We start from the raw sequence: 20,279 nt of genomic DNA, 5'->3' as shown, positions 1-20,279 counted from the left end.
TGCTGTCCGTAGTAGTGTATTTAAGAATTAAGGCTGTCGTAAATGCTGCGGTCAGACGACATATCCCTAAACAGTTCAAAAGAGCGCCCTGCCCCAACCGCAACGCATTCGAGCGGATGTTCCACTAAAATAACGGGAACGCCGGTTTCCTTTGAAATAAGTTTGGACAGTCCTTTTAAAAGCGAGCCTCCGCCGGTCATAACAATACCGCGCTCAACTATATCCGCGGCAAGTTCCGGCGGGGTTTTACCCAAAGTTTGTTTAATTTCTTCAACAATTTGATTGGTAGGTTCTTTTAACGCTTCGCGCACTTCGATTGAATCTATTTCCAAGCGGCGCGGCAATCCGGTAATTGCATCGGTACCTTTTATTTCCATTTTTTCTATATTTTTTTCGGGAGAAGCGTTACCGATTTCTATTTTAAGTCGTTCCGCCGTTTGCTGACCGATAACCAAACTGTGCACACTGCGCACGTGACGGATAATAGCTTCATCGAATTCATCACCGCCTATTCTAATCGCATTGGACACAACCATACCGTTAAGCGAAATTACGGATACTTCGGTAGTGCCGCCGCCGATATCGCATACCATGTGCCCCGCCGGTTCGTGAATGGGGATACCGGCTCCTATGGCTGCAGCTCGCGATTCTTCAATGACCGATACTTCTTTTGCACCGGCTTTCATAGCGGCTTCCACAACGGCACGGCTTTCTACTTCCGTAATACACGTAGGAATACCGATTTTCATGCGGATAGATTTTATAATTCTATGTTTGGGAATAATTCTTGATACAAAATACCGTATCATTTTTTCGGTACTGTCCATATCGGCAATAACGCCGTCGGCAAGCGGCCGTATGGCGGTAATGTCTCCGGGAGTTTTCCACAGCATGCGTTTTGCTTCAGCTCCTACGGCGACAATACGCTTGGTGCCGCGTTCAACGGCAACAACCGAAGGTTCGTTTATTACGATTCCCTTGCCCGGCACGTAAATCAATGTATTACAAGTACCTAAGTCCATACCGATATCTGTTGTAAATCTGTCAAAGAAACCCATTATTCCTCCATATTTATTTTTTTGCTTCTATTTTTTTTAAAGCGCCGGCATGGTTTACTTGCGCTTTAAGCGCTTTACGCCACTGTGCACGTGCTTTAATCATATCGCCTTCTTGTTCGTATATAAGTCCCAAACCGTAGTATGCATCTGCAGCGTTGGGGTCTTTTTCCAAAATAGTTTCGAATTCGTGTTTGGCTTCTTCGTAATTACCTTCGCTGATGTAAATGTCGCCTAAAAGCTGCGAACAAGTAAGCACAAACAATTCATCCGTACTGGTGTTTTTTATGCGAAACAAATACGGTTTTGCAGCTTCGTTTTGTCCGTTTTTATAATATTGGCGGGCGATTGCCAAAAGCAGCGTGTCCGAATCGTTGAGAGCAAGAGCTTCGGTAAATGCGGCTATACTTTCGTTTGTCATATTTAAATCGGCATAGCTGAGACCTAAGTATTCGTATATATCGCGTGCACTATATCCGGAAGCTAAAGCTTCGGTTAAATAACGTACGGTTAAGTCGGCATAATAATGGTATGCAGATAAAAGATTTTTATAAAAGTAAGTTTTTCCGAGCATGTATTGTATTTGCGGTTTTGTCTTTTTTTTTGCATTAAAGAGCGCAAGGCGCAGCGAATTAACGGCTTTGTCTATATACAGCTGCGCTTGCAGGGGGTCGGTTTGAGACAGCGCAAGATAAAAAGCGGCATACCCGCGGTATGTCAGCGCAAGGTTGTGGAAAGGGTTATCGGCTAAAATATTTTCGGCAAGGGTGTATACTTGCGGATAGTCTTTTGCATTCCACTGTTGTTCTAATTTAACTAAAACGGGCGAGCGGGTAAATGTTTTTGCAAGCGAGCGCGAAGCCCAAAAAAGACAAACTGCGCAAGCAATGCATACGGCAGGTATAACGATTACACGAAATATATCGACGGTACGTTTGGCACTTAAAGATTCCGTATTGTATTTGTAACTTTTTTTCATACTTCCCGTACCCTTAAAAAATGGAAGAGAATAAGCCGGATTCTGTAAACAATCCTTAAAAACGGATTGCCGTAACCATCTATCTTGAACACGAATTGCTCCGTGTCTCCAGCGGTCTACCCGTAACTATCGATTCGGAATAATCAGTTACTGCTTGACCTTGCTCCGAATGAGGCTTGCACTGCGGTATCCGTTACCGAATACCCGGTGGGCTTTTACCCCGCCTTTTCACCCTTGCCTGCACAGCAGGCGGTTTGTTTTCTGTTGCGCTGTCTGTACAGCTTATTCAGCTGCCCCGGCCGTTAGCCGGCATCCTTTCCGAAGGAGCCCGGACTTTCCTCAGTCACAACCGAAAAGCGGCTGTAACGGCGGTTACATCTCTTCCAAAAATTATTCTTCGTAACCCAAATCTTTTAATTCTTCGCGGTCCGCACTTGCTTGTACGGTATCCGCGTCCTCATCATCCTCTGCGTTTTCATCATCAAAATCGTCTTCAAAGTCGGCAAGGCTTCCGGTATCATCCAGCTGGAAGTATTCGTTTTCGCCGTCCTCGGCTTCTTGATAGTATAAAATGCGGCTGCAGTACGGGCAAAAAGTAATGCTTTCGCCGTTGTGTACATCGTTGGCAAACTGAGCCGGCAAAATCATGTGGCAGCCGTCGCATACGTTGCCTTTAACGGCAACAATTCCCGTGTTTTTGCTTTTTATAATACGTTCGAATTTAAAAATAATTTCTGCATCTATGCCGGGAACAACTTTTGCCTCTTGTTTGCTTAACTTTTCCAATTGTTTTTTCATGCCGGCTATTTCTTTATTCAGCGAAGCTTTACCCGAATTCAATTCCTCTTCTTGCCCGGCAATCAGCTGTTCATCTTGTTTTAAGTTTTCGTTCATTTCGGCAAGGATTTTTTCTTGTTTTTGCAGTTCTTTGCGTGTATTTTGTTCGGCTTCGGTAGCGTCGCGGATTTCTTTATCAAGCGCTTCGTACTCGCGGTGTGTGGTAATGGCATCCATGCCTTTTTCGCCGCGCTCGCGGGCAGCTTCGGCTTCCGCCAATTCCGATTTTAACTGTACTATTTTTGTGCGCACACTTTCATATTCGGTATTTTTTTCGATAAATTCTTTTTTTAAGCGCGCTAAAAGTTCGTCTTGCGCCGAAAGTTTTTTCGGCGATTCTTCGATTTCACGCTCGATAGCATATTTTTCGGCTAAAATATCTTGTAATTTTTTTAGTTTGTCGAAAATCTCTGTCATCTGTCTTTTGTACCTCTTATATTTTATATACCATTATCGCTTAAATGTCTATATAATCGCGCAAACCGCTTGAACGGCGCGGATGGCGAAGCCGGCGCAAGGCTTTTGCTTCTATTTGGCGGATACGCTCGCGCGTTACGTTAAAGTACAAACCGACTTCTTCCAATGTGAGCGAATATCCGTCGTCCAAACCGAAACGCATTTTTAAAACTTCTTGTTCGCGCGGCGGCAGCGTAGACAAAACTCCTTGCACTTGCTCTTGGAGCAGCGTGTACGCCGTTTTAGTTGCAGGATTTTCCACTTCTTTGTCTTCAATAAAATCACCCAAAAGCGAATCTTCTTCTTCGCCGATAGGTGTTTCAAGCGAAATAGGCTCGCGGGCAACGTTTTTTACCTGTTTAACCCGGGTGACTTGCCAACCGAGTTGATTGGCTATTTCATCGTCGCTCGGCTCGCGTCCCAAACGCTGCATAAGCTGGCGCGATTCGCGCACTACTTTGTTGATTTGTTCTATCATGTGAACAGGCACACGGATGGTTCGCGCTTGGTCGGATATGCTTCGGGTAATCGCTTGGCGTATCCACCACGTAGCGTATGTTGAAAATTTATAGCCTTTGCGGTATTCAAATTTTTCTACAGCTTTAATAAGCCCGATGTTGCCTTCTTGTATTAAATCGAACAGTTGTAAACCGCGGTTGGTATATTTTTTGGCAATGGAAACAACTAAGCGCAAATTGGCATTAATAAGGCGGTTTTTAGCCTCTTCCATCATTTTGCGCCCCGCGTCTATTTCCTGCGCCATAGTCATAATATCTTGTACATTGTCTTCAAACTCATATTCGAGACGGCGCAATTTACGGTCGATTTTTTGAATTTGGGTATAAATATCGCGGATTTCATCGGCGCTCATTCCCAATTCCTGTTCCAGTTTTATGCGCTCCGATTTTATAGCTACTTTTTTTCCCAAACTGCGTAATTGACCGTATTCGCTTATGCGCAAATCTTTTGCTTTGCGCTCTTGCCGGTGGCGGTATTCGCGGATTCTAAACGTTGCGTCTATAAAGCGGTCGGAAAAACGCTCTATTTCTTCGGATTGAATATCAGCTTTTTGCAGCTGCGGTACGATTTTTTTGCGCAACTGTAAAAGTTCTTCGTCTTCAAAAATATTTTTTGTTTGATCGGCTTCGTACAACTGCTTTTTGAGCGAAATATACTGCCGCATATCCGGCAATATCGGTTTTAAATATTCGCCGTACGCGGCGCGCAAGCGGCGTTTTTCCGCCATTTCTTCGTTTATTTCTTTGCGCGGTCTGCCGCTTTCGGACAAATCGATACGCGTATAGGCTTTTTGTGCAATAAGATAAAATTCGGGTATCATCATTCCCGAATGTTTTATAACGTTTTTTATAATATTTTCACCGTCTTCCATTTTTTTTGAAAGCTGAACTTCCTGCTCCGCCGTCAGCAAGTGCTCTTTACCTATTTCGCGTAAGTATAAACGGATAGGATCGTCGGTTCCGGAATCTTTTTCGTTATTTACCAAGTGTTTGCGGTCGCTGTCGTCTATTTTTATTTCTTCGGTTCCGGCTTCTTCTTCGATTATTTCTTCCGCATCTTCTTCAGCTTCCTCAGGCGTATCTTCAATCAATTGAATGTTGTTTTTTGCCAATAAAACAAGAATTTCTTCCATCTTGTCGGAAATAATCAACTCTTGAGGAAGAAAATCGCTTACATCATTCCAAGAGATTATTTGCTTTATTTTTCCGTGTTCAATAAGTTTTAGTACTGCAGGATCCAGTTCCTTATCTTGCTCAGCCATCAATGCGTGTCCTTTAACCGCTGTAATTCGGAATCTATGTTCATTTTTTCGTTTAACAATGTGTTCAGTTCGTTTTGCGTTGCAGCGTCTTCTTGACGCGCATTTTGTAAACAGCGGATACGGTTTACAACCGAATCGCGTTTGCGGCGCAAAGCATTTGTACGCACCAAACGTATGCCGTCGTCTACCGTTTTGCGCGAATTCAATTCGAATTCGCCGGAAGTAACGGCTTTTGCCACCATAGCGCGCACTTGTTCGCTGCACCGTTTGAGTATGCTGTCTGAACTGACCGCATCTTCTCTAAAGCATTCTTCAAGCGTGATAAACATATCGCGCGCAAGTGCATCGTCAAAATCATCGGCAGTAAGAGAGGATCGCATAAGGGTAAAATAATCCGGATTTGCAACAACGGCAAGCACTGAGCGCACTTCGGCATTCGGCTTAAATCCTTTGTTCAAACGCTGTCGATTATCCGCCGATCTTTCCTCCAGCCGTTCCCGCGCGGCTTCACGGTTTTCGTAATCCGCTCGCACCGCTTCCGGTTTTAGCTGCAATGCCTGACATAACTGCTCGAAGCAGGATTCTCTGTGTACGTCCGACTGCAGCGCATCCAAATACGGAAAAAAAGCCAAACATATATTTGTTTTGCCTTCCGGTGTATGTGCCGGATAACGATGCATAAGCACGGATAACAAAAAATCACTATCTAATATAGCATTTTCGACGTGCTTAGTCAATGTTTCAGCTCCGGAATTCAAAAGAATTTCTGCAGGGTCTTTGCCTTCGTCCAGTGAAATAACTTTTACCGATACATTGTTTTTGCGGCACAAAAGTATGGCTTTATACGTCGCTTTTTGCCCCGCTTCATCCGAATCAAACGATAAATAAAAAGTATCTGCAAATGAGCGCAGTACACGTACTTGCTCTTGGGTAAGAGCAGTTCCCAGCGGGGCTACCGCCGTTTGTATGCCGGCTTGATGGTAAGCAATAACGTCCATATACCCTTCGCACAAAATAACCGATTTTGCCGTGCGTATGTGCTGTTTTGCAAGGTTAAAGGCATAAAGGGTTTCGCCTTTTTTGTATTGAACCGATTCGCCGGAATTAAGGTATTTGGGACCGTCTCCTTGCAAAATACGTCCGCCGAATGCGATTACCCTGCTGCGCCGGTCGCAAATGGGGAATATCAAACGGTTTGAAAAAAAAGATACGTCCGGATATTTTTTTGAAAACAAACCGGAAGATTCAAGAAAAGCGTCGCTGTAATTTTTTTCGCGCAAAAACTTTTTAAGCCAATAGCGGTCTTGCGGAGCATAACCGAGTTGAAATTCCGTTATGCTTTTGCGCGAAACCCCCCGCTTTTCAAGATAGTCCAAAACGCTTTTTCCCATGTCGGTTTCGGTTAAAAAAAAGTGATATGTACCGGCGACTCTTCCGTATAAGTCGATGTACTGCTCTTTTTGACTGTCGCGCTCGCTTTGAACCGGCTCGCTTCCCGTTTCGTAGCGTATTTCAACTCCGCTTTTGCGTGCCAAAGCGATAAGCGCTTCGGCAAAGCTGACTTTTTCCATTTCCATGTAAAAGTTGATAAGGCCGCCGCCTGCGCCGCATCCGAAGCAGTGATACATTTTGCGCTCGGCACTGACGCTAAACGAAGGAGTTTTTTCGTTGTGAAAGGGACAGCAGCCCCACCATCCGTTTGCTCTACGCTCCAAACGGACGTATTCGTTTACCAGCGCAACAATGTCGGTGCGGCTGTTGATTTCGTCTATGGTTTCAGCAGTAATTTTAGACATACGTTGCTGTCCCTATTTTTGAACATCTTGAACCGAACCGGCAGCTTTTTTGGTACGGATAGTGCCGGAAGCACCAAGTATATCCGTACCGGCTTTTTTATGATTGCCGAAATCGGCACTAAACGAATGGGTGCCTTTTTGGGCATCGGTAAGCCTAAAATAATAATAACCGGTTTGAGGCGGCGCGGCGGCGGCTTTTAAAGCGGTCAGTCCCGGATTGGAAATAGGTCCGGGCGGTAAGCCCGCCCATTTATAGGTATTGTAGGGGTTGTCTATTTTAGTGTCTTCGATTTTTATAAGCTCTGGGTGCGCTTTGCCTTGCAATTCGGTTAAAATGTATTCTACGGTAGCGCATGAGTACAAACCGATGTTGTCTTTAAGGCGGTTGGTAAATACGCTTGCAATAAGCGCAGCTTCTTCTTTTACGCGGTATTCACGCTCCACAATGGAAGCTAAAATAACGACTTTATGCAATTCTTCCGGTGTTTTGCCTTTTAATTCGCTAATGTCCGCAATTTTTGAAAAAAACGTATGTACCAAAATATCTATAACTTTTTCCGGCTTCATAAGCGGGTCGAAATTATACGTATCGGGAAACAAGTAACCTTCAAAAGAAGCTGCGCTTATGTTAAATTTTTTTAAAAGTGAAGGGTCCTGCGCCGCCTTTTTAAACTCTTGTGCGTTTGTTACGCCTTTTGCTTCAAGAAGCGCGGCTGTTTTATTTAACGTTAAACCTTCTGCAATCGCAACGCTTATGTATTCTTGTTTTCCTGAATTCAATAAAGCGCAAATTTCGCTTATCGACATTGCAGAATTTACTTTATATATGCCTGCCTTTAAATTGGTACGGTGCAGCCGCGCATACAAATAAAAAAAACGTGATGAGCGGATAATGCCGTTTTTTTTCAGTTCTTTTCCAACGGCGTACATCGTTGTACCGCTTGCCGCTTGTATGCGGTACTCCGGCGCAGCGGATGCATTTGCAAACGGCATTTTTGGAATAAAAAAACACAATATGCACACGGCTGCGGCAGATAGTAAAACCGGCGCCGATACTAGCGCGACAATGTGCAGCGCAGACAGTTTATTTTTCATAAAAAAATCTTTCAGCCTCTTCTATAGTCATAGCATTGTATACAAAAGATTCAAGCGTTGAAAAAAAATTTTGTAATTGGTTCGGCAATACATCTTCGTGTTCCCGCATAAACGACAGCAGAATTCTGATTTCTTGCAGCGAAAAGCGGTATTCGCAAAAGTCACAACTGTCAGCGCTCATAAATCCAGTTCCGCACCTTCGGTTGCCAAGTGTACCGCTACTTTCCCCGCATACATATAATCGGCATACCAACGCGCCGATTGCAATATACCGTATATTTTTTTGTCGTCATATTCCGGTTCGTGATGAAACAAATACAAATGCTTTATATTCCAAAACACAGCAAAGTCTACAGCGTAACAAAAAACCGAATGTCCCCACCCTTCTTTGTGAACGCTTTCTTCTACCGTGTACTGAGCATCGCACACCATAACATCGGCGTTTTTAAAAAAAGCGGTATTTTCTTCGGTGCATTCAAAATCGCTTTGGCGCAATTCCACATCGGTTGCATAAATAAAACGTTTACCGTTTTCAAAAACTGCGTATGCATGCGAGTCTCCCGGATGAAACATTTTTTTTGATACGATGCTGGCACTTCCGATAGCAAACGGTTTGCCGTCGCAAATATGATGCCATTCGATGTGCGCTTTTAAATCGTCAAAGCGGACGGGAAAATACGGATTTGTCATTTGTGCGCTGAGGTAGTTTTTCATATCCGGATATGCCGAATACAAGTGCAGCGTGCTGTTTTTACAGTATACGGGATCAAAAAAAGGCAAACCTTGGATATGGTCCCAGTGAAAATGCGAAAATAAAATATGGTAATTTGCCTTTAAGTTGTTTTTATATTGTTTTCCGCACAAACGTATACCTGTTCCCGCATCAAAAATAATGCGATCGTGTTCGGCATTTTCAATTTCTATGCACGCAGTATTTGAGCCGACCGTACCGTACAAATGTTCGGGAAGTTTTGCTAAAAAACTTTGGCGTGTGTCTTCGCTGCGAAGATCGTCTATTGAAATTTGCGCAACGGCGGCTGATATTTTAGATTGTATTTGTGCTGCCGAAAGAGGAGCCGGAACAGAACCGCGCACACCCCAAAAACGTATTTTCATACTTAAAAAAGTAAACCATTTGTACGGCTTTGTCAAACGGCTCAAAAGACTTCGTAGTGTTTATAGTTTGGGGAGAGAAGGATTCGAACCTTCGAAGGCGGAGCCAACAGATTTACAGTCTGCCCCCTTTGACCGCTCGGGAACCTCCCCATTGCCGTATGCGCCTTGCGTGCCGTATCTCATTGGGTACGCTTGCTGACAAAAGCCGGCAAGCCAACTCAGGGATTCGAACCCTGGACCCCGAGATTACAAATCACGTGCTCTGGCCAGCTGAGCTAAGTTGGCGTAACGAACGAGTGCTACTATAGCCGAATATACAAAAAGCGTCAAGTAGCCTGTACTTTCCGTGCGTTTTAATTCCGTACACTTTAATTTTGCGTGCTTTAGTTTAGCGCGCAAAATCAGGGCGTAAACTTTCGGCGCCGCCGGTATATACATGTACCGGTTTGTTTTCCAAATACGCGCTCACCAAAACGCGGATAATGCCCGTGCGCCCTCCTTTTATGTGCGGTTCTTGCGCGCAAAACAAAGGTGCCGATGTACACATTCCGGCTTGACGGACAGCTTGCGCAGGATTTAAACAGTCCAAGTCTTGGGTAAGGGTAAACTGTACGGATACGATATCGTCTTCGTTGAGCGAATTTTCGGTAAACAAGCGCGTCATTAAATCGGTAACCGCTTTTTGCAGCGCATCGGCTTTGTTTAGCGTATGTACGGCACCCCGAATGCCGTATAAGCGTTTTTTATTCATACTAAAAAGTGTAGTAACTCATATTCGGTATGTCAATCCGCCTCTTGTTATGTTTAGCATTACCGGTAAGGTAACATACGGTGCCATACGGTAGCGTACGCATATGCTATTTAGCAAAAAAGCCGACGGCAAAGGCAAACGCAAACAGTACAAAAGCAAAAATAAAAAGCGGTACATAGAGCGCAATAAAACGCAGCATAAAACGTTTTGTATGCGTTGCATACCATAGGATTTGCACACTGCCGGCTGTTAAAAAACAAAGTAAAAGAATTGATGTGATTTTTACTGCGTTTAACAAAAGCTTTTGATTTTTATCTAAAAAAAACTGAATATTGCCTGCCGCATAAAAACAAAACAGTACCAGCGAAAACGAAAATAAAAACAACACAATACGGTTGGTCATTTTAAAAAGAAGCGGTTTACGCTGCGAAGAAAATACCGTTTGTCCTTTGCTCACCTTGCACATACCCTTGTAAATTTATATACTCCCATAGTAATACCCTGCGCTGTTTTAAGCAAGCGCTTTTGTAAGGCGGCACACGATGAAAAAACATGTTATTTCGCTGATATTGATAATTGTATGCGCACTTGCCGTATTTTTTATAGGCTGGGTTGAATTCAGAGTGCCCGCCGGAAAATGCGGCGTTATGGTATCGAAAACAGGCGGCGTATACAGGCGGGCTATCCGCTCAGGGCATTTTGATTGGAGATGGGAATGCCTTTTACCTACCAACGTGCGCATCCGCACATTTAAAATAGAACCGCTTGCGTTTACCAAAACCGTTTCAGGCGCTTTGCCGTCGGCGGAATTATATGCCAATTTACTTGAAGGTAAACCGGATTTTTCATACCGGTTTTCGCTTTCGCTTACCATGAACATCAGCGCAGAATCCCTGCCCGCTTTTGTAAAACGAAGCGGCGCTGCCGAACAAAACGAATTAGAACAATATGTTTCCGGCGAAGCGGAAAACCTTGCTCATGCCGTTGCTCATTTTGTGCTTGATACGGCATTAAAAAATCCTTCATCCGTTATAGCCGCCTCTTTTTCGGATACGGAATTGCTTGAGCATGTGCGTTCGGATCAGCGATTTTCGGAATTTGAAATAGCTTCGGTACACATAAATGAACTGCACGTCCCCGATACGGGGTTGTATAACATTGCCAAAAGCACTTATGAAACTTATCAGGAAAAACTAAAAGCAACGCTCGAAAAAACCGGCGGCAAACAAGCAGCACAAGCGGCAGCCGACTATTTGGAATTGGAGCGGTTTTCACGCTTGGGACGTATTTTATCTGAATACCCGCTTTTAATTCAGTTTTTATCCGTATCGAGCGGCAAAAACGTTACGCTTGAGCTCCCGGCAAATCCGCAAATAAACGGAAACGCTCAAAACGCGCAAAGTCAAACCGGCAGTACTAACGAATAAACGGTACGCACATACGTTCAAAACTCGCAGCGCTTATGCGTAAACTATAGGATAATCTTCGGTCAGCAGGAATTACGGTGTATTCCGCTGCGGAATTTACATCTTGTGCCGTCGGTATCGGATACAAAAAAACGGCAGCTGTGTGCGAAGCGTTAAAAAATAGAGTAATTTTAATAGCGGAACGGTTTTCAAAAACTGCAGCGCTTTGTTGGGTAATGTTCGATGCATCATCCGCAGCGGTTTCGTTTAAGCCGATTTTTAAACTTTGTGCGCTTAACAGTTCGTGAACGGTTTGGTCAAAGCCGCTGTCTCCCGAAGCAAGTATTTTTTGTACACGTACTTTCGCTCCTTGAAACTGTGTATACTGTATTTTTTGTACATCCGCTTCAGTTTTTCCGTTTAAAATAAAATCGCAAAACAATTTAGGATCCAACCATGAAGCAGGATGCAAGCTTAAAAAACCGCACAGCTCATCGTCTGTCCGGTATACCGATGTACCCTGTGCCGAATGCACAATACAGGGGCTATGTGCCGACGCAAAATACAGCTCGGAAAAGTTTTTTTGCGTATGCAAAGCGCTTGTTTTGCCTGAAAATGTAAGCGAAAGCGTTTTATCCGGAAAAAAATAGCGCCGAAGATTGTCTGAAATAATATACATACTCCGAACTTTTCCATATTCAGCCAATAGATTTTGTATTTTTAATGTATCTGCGGGAAATATCAAATCTGCGCCGGGTGCCGGAGTACCGGGTTCAGCCGAGACAGCGAGTACTGTCGGGGTACTGTCGGGTATTGCCGGAGTGCCGGTTACTGTAGACGCAGTTGATTCGGCTGCTACAGAAGCGCTTTGTAATACCCGTAATGTCCCCGTCCAAAATCCCTCATCGCTGCGTTTTAGGGTGAGCCGGAGATTATCGCTTTCCTGCTGCAACTGTATTTGCGTTACTGCAGCGGTATATTTGGGATTTAAAAGTGCGCTTTGCACTTCCGCAGTATTTTTTCCCTTTGCTTGGCGTATACTGCCGGCAATAGCCGTGCACAGCAGTATTGCAAAAATAATAAATTGTATTGCCCTAAGCGGTATGTCAGTTTTTTTTATCATTTTAACAGTTTTTCCGCTTCTTTTTGCAATTTTATGCGTTTGAATTTTACCGCTATACATAATGCTGCATAGGCTGCAGCAAAGCACACAAGTATAGCTGCCAATACAGTGTATTTGTTTTGCACAAAAGCGTTTTTGCGCGTATTTGCCTGCACTTGATAAAAAGCCGTTCCTTGTAAACTGCGGTTTTTTAAAGCTAAAAGATCGTCATTACCGGATAACCATAAAAGACCGGTTAGCAAAAAATCCAAATTGCGCGCATTTTGCGTATATTCAATCATCCGTGAAAATGCATATTGGTCGGATATAACCAGTAATTTTCCGGTATTTTCGGCGTAAGTGCCGCTCGTTCGGCTCAATATGTTTTTTTCTGCCGCACATACGGCAATCGGGTATGCACTGCGTAAAACTCCGCTTGCTTGCGCAAGGGTTTTATCAAAAGGATCGATATTGTACGGAGGATACTGCAGATGGGATGAGTCCGATGTAGAAGCGAGTATGTGCAAATCCCTTTCGTTTTCTTTTTTTTCATTCGGCAAAATCAGTTCGATTGGAGATGCCCAAAACAAATCCAAACCGGGCAACGCGGCAATTGCCGGATGTGTACCGGAACAATTTTCCTTAAGAACCGAAATAAAAAAGGGATAATCGACGGATTCGTATGTGTGATCGTTTTCGTTTGCCATAACAATAGTGTTGGTATGCCTATCGACAGCAAGCGCTGTTTGTATGTATATGCCGCAGCGGCGCAAAAAACGGATGAGCGCAGTGTTTGAAGCGGGCACGGTTTGCCAATTCGTATGTATATCCGTTTCGTTTGCGCCGATACTGCAAAACAAATGCCCGCCGGAACGGTAAAAGTTTTCGATATCCGAACTTTGTTTTTCGCTTATGCGCTCACTGCCGATAATCAACAAAGACGCGTTTTGAGACGCTTGCGGTATTTTAAATGCGTTTTTATCGTCTAAATCGAGTGTTTGCACGGAAAAACCTGCACTTTCCAGCCACGGTTTTACATACGGATAATCTTCATCAAAGTTTAAAGTACCGCCGTATGCAATATATACCGTATGTGTTTTTACAGGTGAAACGCTTAAACGTTGTATACGCTCAGTCATATCGAATTCGAGCGTGCCGCTTTCCAGCAAAAACGGAATTGTTTCGCTTTTACCCTGATATTCAAGTGCAATTCCCGAATACACTGTTTTAAAAGAGCCGGAGGAATCGGTTTGTACTGTACGCGCTGTAATATGTGCGGCTTCGGCTTTGCGTTTATTTTCGTCTTTAGCGGTATTCATAAAGCGTACGCTTACCAAAGATGAAGCTGTTGCATACGAAAACAAAAACTCTTTTACCTCCCGTACTTGCGGATACAATTTATCCGCATCCGGCGAAAAATAGTAAAAAACGGTTAATGTGTCGGTTAAAGAACCGAGTAAGCGCGTACTTATATCGGAAAGCGTATATGTTTTATTTTTTGTTATATCGGTGCGAATGTAAAACACTTGAGCGTTCCACAGTACCAGTGCACACAAAAGCAATTTTGCTCCGTACGAGCGGTACAGCTTTTTTTTACTTGCGCACGTGCACGCACGCGAATATTTTCTTTTTTCCAAAACAAAAGCGGAAAAATATACAAAGCATAAAGCGGCGCATACGTAAAACACAATATCGCGGCTGTCTAAAATACCTTTACCTGCACTGTCAAAATGACGTGCAAACGACAAAAAACGGCTTATACCGCCGAGCGCATACACTGCAGCGCTCAAAATACCGCCATTTTTTTCAGATGTAATACCGCTATAAAAAACCGCACGGTTACCGTATGCAAAAAACGCTAAACAAAGCGCCGAAACAAAAAAAGACAGCGGTTGGCGCCTAAACAGTACGGAAGCACATAAGCCCAAGGCTGTTGCCGCCATAGTAAACAAAAGTATACCGATTGTCCCCGTACACACTGAGGATACATCGATAACAGTAAAAAAAGACGCGCCTAAGGGTATGAGCAAGGAGACAAGCACAAAAAACAAAAAAATGATTACAGCTGCAAACCACTTTGCACTTACGCGCATAAAAGAAGATAGCGGCAACAGCGAAAGATCATCTTCTTTTTTCCATAAGTTCATGGTAAGTGCGGGAATGCATAAAACGGAAACGACGGGCATAACGGAAAAAAATCGGCGCATATCGGCAGAACCTATACCCGGCACAAAAAAGCGGTTAAAAAAGAAAAAATAATAAAAACATACAACTTCAAATACAATCCCGGCTGCATATACGGCAGGATTTAAAACAAGCGAAAATAATTCATACGCAGCAAGCGGTATAAAAACCGGCTTCTTTTTTATATGTATGCCGTTCATAGCGCTTGTTCCTGTGTTTTAGAAGTTATGTTTAAAAAGCTTTTTTCCAAAGTTTTTTCACCGGTTAACGTGCACAGCTCGTTTTGACTGCCTTGGAAAATAACGCTTCCTTGATGCAATACTACGATTTTTGAACACAGTGTTTCCATTTCGCGGATAAGGTGTGTGGAAAAAAAAACGGTTTTGTGTTCGCTTAATTTTTCGATTAAAGAGCGCATATCGGCACTTTGGCGCGGGTCCAGCCCGGAAGCAGGTTCATCCAATACCAATACTTGAGGGTCGCTTAAAAGGCAGCGGCTAAAAGCCAAACGCCTTTGCCAGCCGTGAGAAAGTGTCCCTATTTTTTGCGAAAATACTTTGTGTATGCCGCACAAGCGACTTGCTTGTGCAATACGCTCTTTTTGTTCCGTTTTATCCGAACCGGCAAAAAGCACTGCAGCTTCACGGCATAAAAATTCATACACTGTATATTCGGGGAAAAATGCGGAACGCTCGCTCATAAAAGCCGTTTGTTTTTTATTTGCAATACTGTTTTCGGCAGCATCTATGCCGTTTACCAAAACGACTCCGCTGTCGGCATAGTGCATACTGCACACAGCTTTAAGTATGGTGGTTTTTCCGGCACCGTTTAACCCGATGAGCGCGGTAACGGAGTTTGATGGTGCGCTAAAGCTGATATTGTGTACGGCACATCTGTTACCGTAGTTTTTTGTAACTGAGTGCAGTTCAATCATAAAATTTGCAAGCCCTAGTCTTTATACGGAATTTCAAATACCATCCTATCCTTTGTAAGAACGGTATTTTTAAAAACACTTTGAGCTTCGTAAAGTAACTGTTTTAATTCGCTGTCCGTATAGCGCGGGCTGTAGTGAATTAAACCCAATTTATCCGCACCGGCGTCTTTTGCGATTGTTGCCGCTTGACGGGCGGTCATGTGTTTTTTTTCAACAGCTTGGTCGATAAATTCCTGTGCAAACATACCTTCACATATTAAAAGGTCGGAACCGCGCACTTCTTGAGCGATGGACGGTAAATACAAAGTATCGGTTACATAGCTGAATTTGCGCCCGGCGCGCGCTTTTCCCACTACTTGTTCCGGAAGCACCGTAACGCCCAAAGCGTTTTGTACCGATTCGCCGTGCTGCAATTTTGACCACAAAGGACCGACAGGAACGCCCAGCTCTTTTGCTTTTTCGGGATTGAATTCTCCGGGTCGATCCAATTCTTCCAAAGTATAGCCGACGCACGTTTTTGTGTGCTTAAGCGGAAACGCCCTAACGTAAAAACCGTCACCCTCGTAACAAACGCACGGAGCGGTAATTTCATTTACGACAATCGGATAATTTATATACATATCCAAAACGCTGCGGCTTGTTTCTATATATTCGGCTATTTTAGGCGGACCGTAAATATACAGCGGTTCACTGCGCTCCACTTGGGCGGAAAGCATAAGAATTCCCGGAAGTCCGGTAACGTGGTCGGCGTGCGTATGGCTTACAAAAATAGCGTTTATTTTTTTCCACTTTAAGTTAAGACGCCTAAGGGAAACCTGTGTACCCTCCCCGCCATCGAATAAAAAAAGCTGTCCTTCTCGGCGCAGTAAAACCGATGTTAAATGCCGGTACGGCAGCGGCATCATACCGCCGCAGCCTAAAACAAATGCTTCAAGGTTCATTGCGTAAAAGTATATTGAAGAAAACGCTTTTTTTCAAGCGTTCGGCTTTTTAAAAGCGGCGTATTCGCATGCTATGCGGGCAGCAAGTTCAGCATTGTTATACACTAAATGAATGTTCGCTTCAAGGCTTTTGCCACCGGTAATTTCTTTTATTTCGTTTAAAAGAAACGGAGTGGTTTCTTTACCGCGGATTCCCGCTTTTTGAGCTTTTTTTAGCGCATATTCGATTGCGTTTTCAATATACTTTCCGTCCATATCGTATTGTTCGGGAATGGGGTTTACTACAAGCATACCCATGCGGTAGTCCAATCCGTTTTGAATAAAAAAACTTTGAGCTATTTCTTTGGGGCTGTTTAAACTGCTGTTTAACTTAAAGCCGCTTGTGCGCGTATAAAAAGCCGGCAGTTCTTCGGTACGGTAACCGACTACGGCAACTCCTTTTGTTTCCAAATATTCGAGGGTTAAACCGAGGTCTAAAATCGACTTTGCTCCGGCGCATACGACCATAACGGGAGTGCGCGCAAGTTCTTCAAGGTCTGCAGAAATATCCATTGTGGTTTCGCCGCCGCGGTGCACCCCACCGACTCCTCCGGTAGCAAAAACGGAAATTCCTGCAAGGTTTGCAATAATCATTGTTGCGGCAACCGTTGCAGCTCCATCACGTTTTTGCGCTGCAAGGATGGGAATGTCTCTGCGGCTTGCTTTGGCAACGGCAAGTCCTTTTTTACCCAAATAGTCTATTTCTTTTTCGCTGATGCCGGCTTTAAGCCTGCCGCCTATAATAGCAATTGTCGCCGGTACCGCTCCGTTATCGCGTATGATTTTTTCAACGGCAAGCGCCGTTTGCGCATTTTGCGGATACGGCATACCGTGCGAAATAATAGTTGATTCCAAAGCAACTACCGGTTTACCTTCCGTCAAAGCTTTTTGTACTTCAGCGGAAACATCAAGATATGGACACATAGCATTCATACATACACTCCTTCAATATTTTCCGTACAGGATTTTATGCGGATATTTGCAATTGAGCGCGTGTGCAAAGCAAAGCAGCGCTCATTTGTTCACTTACCGTTTTTTCACTTTCGATACAAATACTTGCAGCGGCGCTTGCAGCTTTTGCGGATTCTTCTAAAGACAAACCGTGCATAAAAGACCACGCCAGTGCTGCAGCCATACTGTCGCCGGCACCGCTTGTGTGCACGGCACGCACCGGATTACTCGGAATAAAAAAACCGTTTTTGCCGTCTGCACAAAATAAACCTTTTTGTCCAAGCGAAACAAACACGCGCTTAACGCCCTTTTTTAACAGCGTTTCGGCTGCACACTGCACATCTTTTTTGTTTTTGATTTTTATGCCGCTTAAAAATTCGGCTTCGTGTTTATTCGGTTTAAGCGTGTGGATGTATAAAAGCAAGTTTTGTATTTTAGCCGCTTTTGCAACCGACACCGGGTCTACAAAAACCGGTACCGTGCAGTTTTTAAATAGGAATTCAAGCGATTGTTGCGGAATATTCGTATCGGTTATACATACGGAAGCGGCATTTATGACGGGCAATTTTTTTTGTAAAAACTCAGGCGTCAATTTGTCGTATATGCTCATATCCGCAATTGCCGATTTCATTTCGCCGTAATTATCTGCAATGCTTACATATACCGAAGCGCAAGAACCTGCTACCGTTTGTGATTGCGAAATATCGATTCCGTTTTGTGTACACGATTCTTTTATTTGATCGCCGTATAAATCGTCCGAAAAAATGTTGATAAATTGTACCGGAATATTTAGGCGCGCCAAGTTTTCGGCTATATTTCTGCCTACTCCCCCGAACGAAAAACTTACCTTTCCCGGATTTGAATCGGCACTAATAAAATTGTTATAAGCTTTAGCTGAAATGTCTATGTTTGCAGCTCCCACAACGGCTGCATAAAAATTATTTTTTACTTGCATATTGATTTTAAAAGGCATCTCCTACTTAATTTTATACTGCAAAAGCAAAATCCGTAAAGACTCTTTGTTTGTTACTCCAAAAAGACGGCAGACCGCTGCCATGTCTTTTTTTACGACGGAAGTACTTACATGGTATTCGGCGGCAAGCTCTTCGTAGGTTTTTCTTCCGTTGACCATACCTTTAATAAAAAAATTTTGACGCTCAGAAACGCCGTAGTCCAACAAGCGTAAGGCTGATCCCTTAGGGGGAAGCTCAATTTTAGGAAAAAAGATTTCGGTTGCGGGCAAAAGAAAGGACAGCTTCGATTCCAGCTTTTTATAAAGACAAGCCAAAAGCCCAAAATGAAAAAGAGTAAGCGCAATTTCGAATATCATCATTTTTATATTAAACGCAAAATACAAAAGCACCGTAATAAGTGCCCAATATAAAATAAGCGCTGCGATTTTTTCTTTATAACGTCTTTTAAAGTCTCCGTTTACAAAAACAAAAACACATCCTGCAGTAAAAAGGAGCGTTCCGATACCGACAAAGCCCATGTGAACGGTAACCCCGCCTTCGATAAAAAACAACAGATACGAAATTATTTTGCAACCCGGTTTTATAAACAAAAAAATGCACAAAGCGGCGGCAACCGCATTAACGGCGACATCAATCCACCGTACAACCGGCAGAAACCCCACAAAAGGAATTTGAGTGGTAATATTCAGCACTATTGCGATGCACAACACAAAGAAAGCGGATGCATACATAATACGGTTGACGGTAAAAAAACTTTTCATAGCAAAAACAGTATAAAAAAAGACGGTATAAAATACAAGTAGACACGAAATACCGAACCGTCACGGATAGCCGCGGTTCTAGACTCGCAATATTTTGCCGCAAGACAAGCTTACCGGTAATCGGCAGCCGCCGCACAAGATGTGTGGTAGCTGTACTTCAAAAGTAGTTTTCTTTCATCCACAAAAAATTATCGGCGATTTTTTGCCAGCGCGAATTGCGCTTATGCGGAACGCAGTCTTCCTGCCAGTACCACCAAAAATAACCGCCGACATAGCGGTCGTTATAAGGCTTCATGCGGTAATACGCATCGGCTTGAGCGTTAAAAACCTTTCCCGCCCGGTGCGGAGCGGCAAAGCCGACCTCACCGAAGCCCAGCTGCGAAGAGGGGAACATCTCGTATAAGTTTTTAAACATATCGTTCCAATCCTCATGCATGCCTTCGTTGTCTTCGTCGTAATAACTGACCAACACGTAATCGAGCGCGTTTTTCATATCGGAAGGAATGAACTTTGCAAGCCATTCTTCCATCGTCATGCTTTGATCGCCGATCTTAAACATATAAGTTGTAAGCGCCGATGCAAAACCGCGGTCGTGCACATATTTCCACGTCGCATAGGCTTTTTGAGCAATCAGTTCGTCCGTACCGCCCAGCCAGAGCTCGCCGTTAATTTCGTTGCCGACTTCCCAAATATCCGTATAGGGAGCAAGATGAGCTGCGCAGTCGGCAAAGCGCGCCGTATACGATTCGACCGTTTTATACAGTTTCATGTCGGAAGAATCGCAGGGGCAAAGCAAAATATAGGAAACCTCATGTAATCGCTCCAAAAGCGGAACAAAATCCGCCGGTTTTTTATCGGCATCGATAATGACGCGGGCGGTCGGCTTAACGGGAAGCGCTTTTATCGCATCGATGATTTTGTTAATCGAAGATTTTGAAACCGCGTCGAGCGTTATGCCGTACAAGGGAGATGGAATCTTTTGCCGCATGTGCATACTTTGCTGCGCATGCAGCTGCGCGCACAGCAAAAACAGACAAATAAACAGCATTCTAAACAATGTCTTTCGCAGCATGGCAACAATCATAGCACGGAAAAAGCGCAAGTGCAATAAGATCTCCAAGC

19 protein-coding genes, 2 tRNA genes and 1 other RNA gene are annotated in these 20,279 nt (G+C 43.8%); 1 reads left to right on the top strand and 21 read right to left on the bottom strand.

The features are described from left to right. Positions 1–20: 20 nt before the first annotated feature. The 13 genes from HMPREF9193_RS04935 to HMPREF9193_RS04880 form a co-directional block, all read right to left on the bottom strand. On the bottom strand, positions 21–1,058 hold the full coding sequence (locus HMPREF9193_RS04935; protein ID WP_021686979.1) for a rod shape-determining protein: 1,038 nt from the start codon (positions 1,056–1,058) through the stop codon (positions 21–23). 13 nt (positions 1,059–1,071) lie between these two features. After that, positions 1,072–2,034 carry a tetratricopeptide repeat protein gene (locus HMPREF9193_RS04930; protein WP_021686978.1) on the bottom strand — a complete coding sequence of 321 codons (963 nt, stop codon included), beginning with the start codon at positions 2,032–2,034 and terminating at the stop codon, positions 1,072–1,074. A gap of 15 nt (positions 2,035–2,049) precedes the next feature. Next, an RNA gene (rnpB, locus tag HMPREF9193_RS10835) (RNase P RNA component class A) lies at positions 2,050–2,422 on the bottom strand. Positions 2,423–2,424: 2 nt separating this feature from the next. Beyond that, entirely contained in the window at positions 2,425–3,288 is an 864-nt protein-coding gene (locus tag HMPREF9193_RS04925; protein WP_021686977.1) for a zinc ribbon domain-containing protein, read from the bottom strand. Between the two features lie 40 nt (positions 3,289–3,328). Beyond that, complete coding sequence (gene rpoD / locus HMPREF9193_RS04920) at positions 3,329–5,107, bottom strand: RNA polymerase sigma factor RpoD (protein WP_021686976.1); 1,779 nt, start codon at positions 5,105–5,107, stop codon at positions 3,329–3,331. Continuing rightward, complete coding sequence (dnaG, locus tag HMPREF9193_RS04915; protein ID WP_021686975.1) at positions 5,107–6,903, bottom strand: DNA primase; 1,797 nt, start codon at positions 6,901–6,903, stop codon at positions 5,107–5,109. Before dnaG ends, rpoD begins: the two co-directional genes overlap by 1 nt. Positions 6,904–6,915: 12 nt before the next feature. Next, positions 6,916–7,998, bottom strand: a complete 1,083-nt coding sequence (gene mltG, locus HMPREF9193_RS04910; RefSeq protein ID WP_021686974.1) for an endolytic transglycosylase MltG — start codon at positions 7,996–7,998, stop codon at positions 6,916–6,918. Continuing rightward, on the bottom strand, positions 7,988–8,179 hold the full coding sequence (locus HMPREF9193_RS04905) for a hypothetical protein (protein ID WP_021686973.1): 192 nt from the start codon (positions 8,177–8,179) through the stop codon (positions 7,988–7,990). The genes mltG and HMPREF9193_RS04905 overlap by 11 nt, the downstream gene beginning before the upstream one ends. Beyond that, a complete protein-coding gene (locus HMPREF9193_RS04900; protein ID WP_021686972.1) occupies positions 8,176–9,114 on the bottom strand; it encodes an MBL fold metallo-hydrolase in 939 nt (312 codons plus the stop codon). Before HMPREF9193_RS04900 ends, HMPREF9193_RS04905 begins: the two co-directional genes overlap by 4 nt. Before the next feature lie 68 nt (positions 9,115–9,182). Then, positions 9,183–9,264 (bottom strand) — tRNA-Tyr (locus HMPREF9193_RS04895). A 61-nt stretch (positions 9,265–9,325) separates the two neighbouring features. Next, positions 9,326–9,399 (bottom strand) — tRNA-Thr (locus HMPREF9193_RS04890). A 103-nt stretch (positions 9,400–9,502) separates the two neighbouring features. Next, positions 9,503–9,865 (bottom strand): chorismate mutase, encoded by a 363-nt coding sequence (aroH, locus tag HMPREF9193_RS04885; protein ID WP_021686971.1) that lies wholly within the window; start codon positions 9,863–9,865, stop codon positions 9,503–9,505. A gap of 106 nt (positions 9,866–9,971) precedes the next feature. Then, positions 9,972–10,331, bottom strand: coding sequence for a hypothetical protein (locus HMPREF9193_RS04880; protein ID WP_021686970.1), 360 nt, complete (start codon positions 10,329–10,331; stop codon positions 9,972–9,974). A 76-nt stretch (positions 10,332–10,407) separates the two neighbouring features. On the opposite strand from HMPREF9193_RS04880, the gene HMPREF9193_RS04875 reads away from it, so the two are divergent. Then, positions 10,408–11,292 carry a hypothetical protein gene (locus HMPREF9193_RS04875; RefSeq protein ID WP_021686969.1) on the top strand — a complete coding sequence of 295 codons (885 nt, stop codon included), beginning with the start codon at positions 10,408–10,410 and terminating at the stop codon, positions 11,290–11,292. On the opposite strand, the gene HMPREF9193_RS04870 is transcribed toward HMPREF9193_RS04875, so the two are convergent. From HMPREF9193_RS04870 to HMPREF9193_RS04835, 8 genes are all read right to left on the bottom strand, one after another. Then, complete coding sequence (locus tag HMPREF9193_RS04870; protein ID WP_021686968.1) at positions 11,282–12,394, bottom strand: hypothetical protein; 1,113 nt, start codon at positions 12,392–12,394, stop codon at positions 11,282–11,284. The two genes, HMPREF9193_RS04875 and HMPREF9193_RS04870, sit on opposite strands and share 11 nt — an antisense overlap. After that, a complete protein-coding gene (locus HMPREF9193_RS04865) occupies positions 12,391–14,757 on the bottom strand; it encodes a Gldg family protein (protein ID WP_021686967.1) in 2,367 nt (788 codons plus the stop codon). The genes HMPREF9193_RS04870 and HMPREF9193_RS04865 overlap by 4 nt, the downstream gene beginning before the upstream one ends. After that, complete coding sequence (locus HMPREF9193_RS04860; protein WP_021686966.1) at positions 14,754–15,491, bottom strand: ABC transporter ATP-binding protein; 738 nt, start codon at positions 15,489–15,491, stop codon at positions 14,754–14,756. The genes HMPREF9193_RS04865 and HMPREF9193_RS04860 overlap by 4 nt, the downstream gene beginning before the upstream one ends. A gap of 14 nt (positions 15,492–15,505) precedes the next feature. Further along, positions 15,506–16,432, bottom strand: a complete 927-nt coding sequence (locus HMPREF9193_RS04855; RefSeq protein ID WP_021686965.1) for a ribonuclease Z — start codon at positions 16,430–16,432, stop codon at positions 15,506–15,508. 33 nt (positions 16,433–16,465) lie between these two features. Beyond that, the gene (locus HMPREF9193_RS04850) at positions 16,466–17,404 is read right to left on the bottom strand and encodes a pseudouridine-5'-phosphate glycosidase (protein WP_021686964.1); all 939 of its coding nucleotides are present in this window, start codon (positions 17,402–17,404) and stop codon (positions 16,466–16,468) included. Positions 17,405–17,438: 34 nt separating this feature from the next. Continuing rightward, complete coding sequence (locus HMPREF9193_RS04845; protein ID WP_021686963.1) at positions 17,439–18,395, bottom strand: carbohydrate kinase family protein; 957 nt, start codon at positions 18,393–18,395, stop codon at positions 17,439–17,441. A 3-nt stretch (positions 18,396–18,398) separates the two neighbouring features. Continuing rightward, complete coding sequence (locus HMPREF9193_RS04840; RefSeq protein ID WP_021686962.1) at positions 18,399–19,157, bottom strand: hypothetical protein; 759 nt, start codon at positions 19,155–19,157, stop codon at positions 18,399–18,401. A gap of 157 nt (positions 19,158–19,314) precedes the next feature. Continuing rightward, positions 19,315–20,277, bottom strand: a complete 963-nt coding sequence (locus HMPREF9193_RS04835; RefSeq protein ID WP_245565493.1) for a glycoside hydrolase family 113 protein — start codon at positions 20,275–20,277, stop codon at positions 19,315–19,317. Positions 20,278–20,279 lie beyond the last annotated feature (2 nt).

It is taken from the genome of Treponema lecithinolyticum ATCC 700332, from assembly GCA_000468055.1.
Taxonomy (GTDB): Bacteria; Spirochaetota; Spirochaetia; order Treponematales; family Treponemataceae; genus Treponema_C; species Treponema_C lecithinolyticum.
This window is presented reverse-complemented; position numbering and strand designations above follow the sequence as displayed.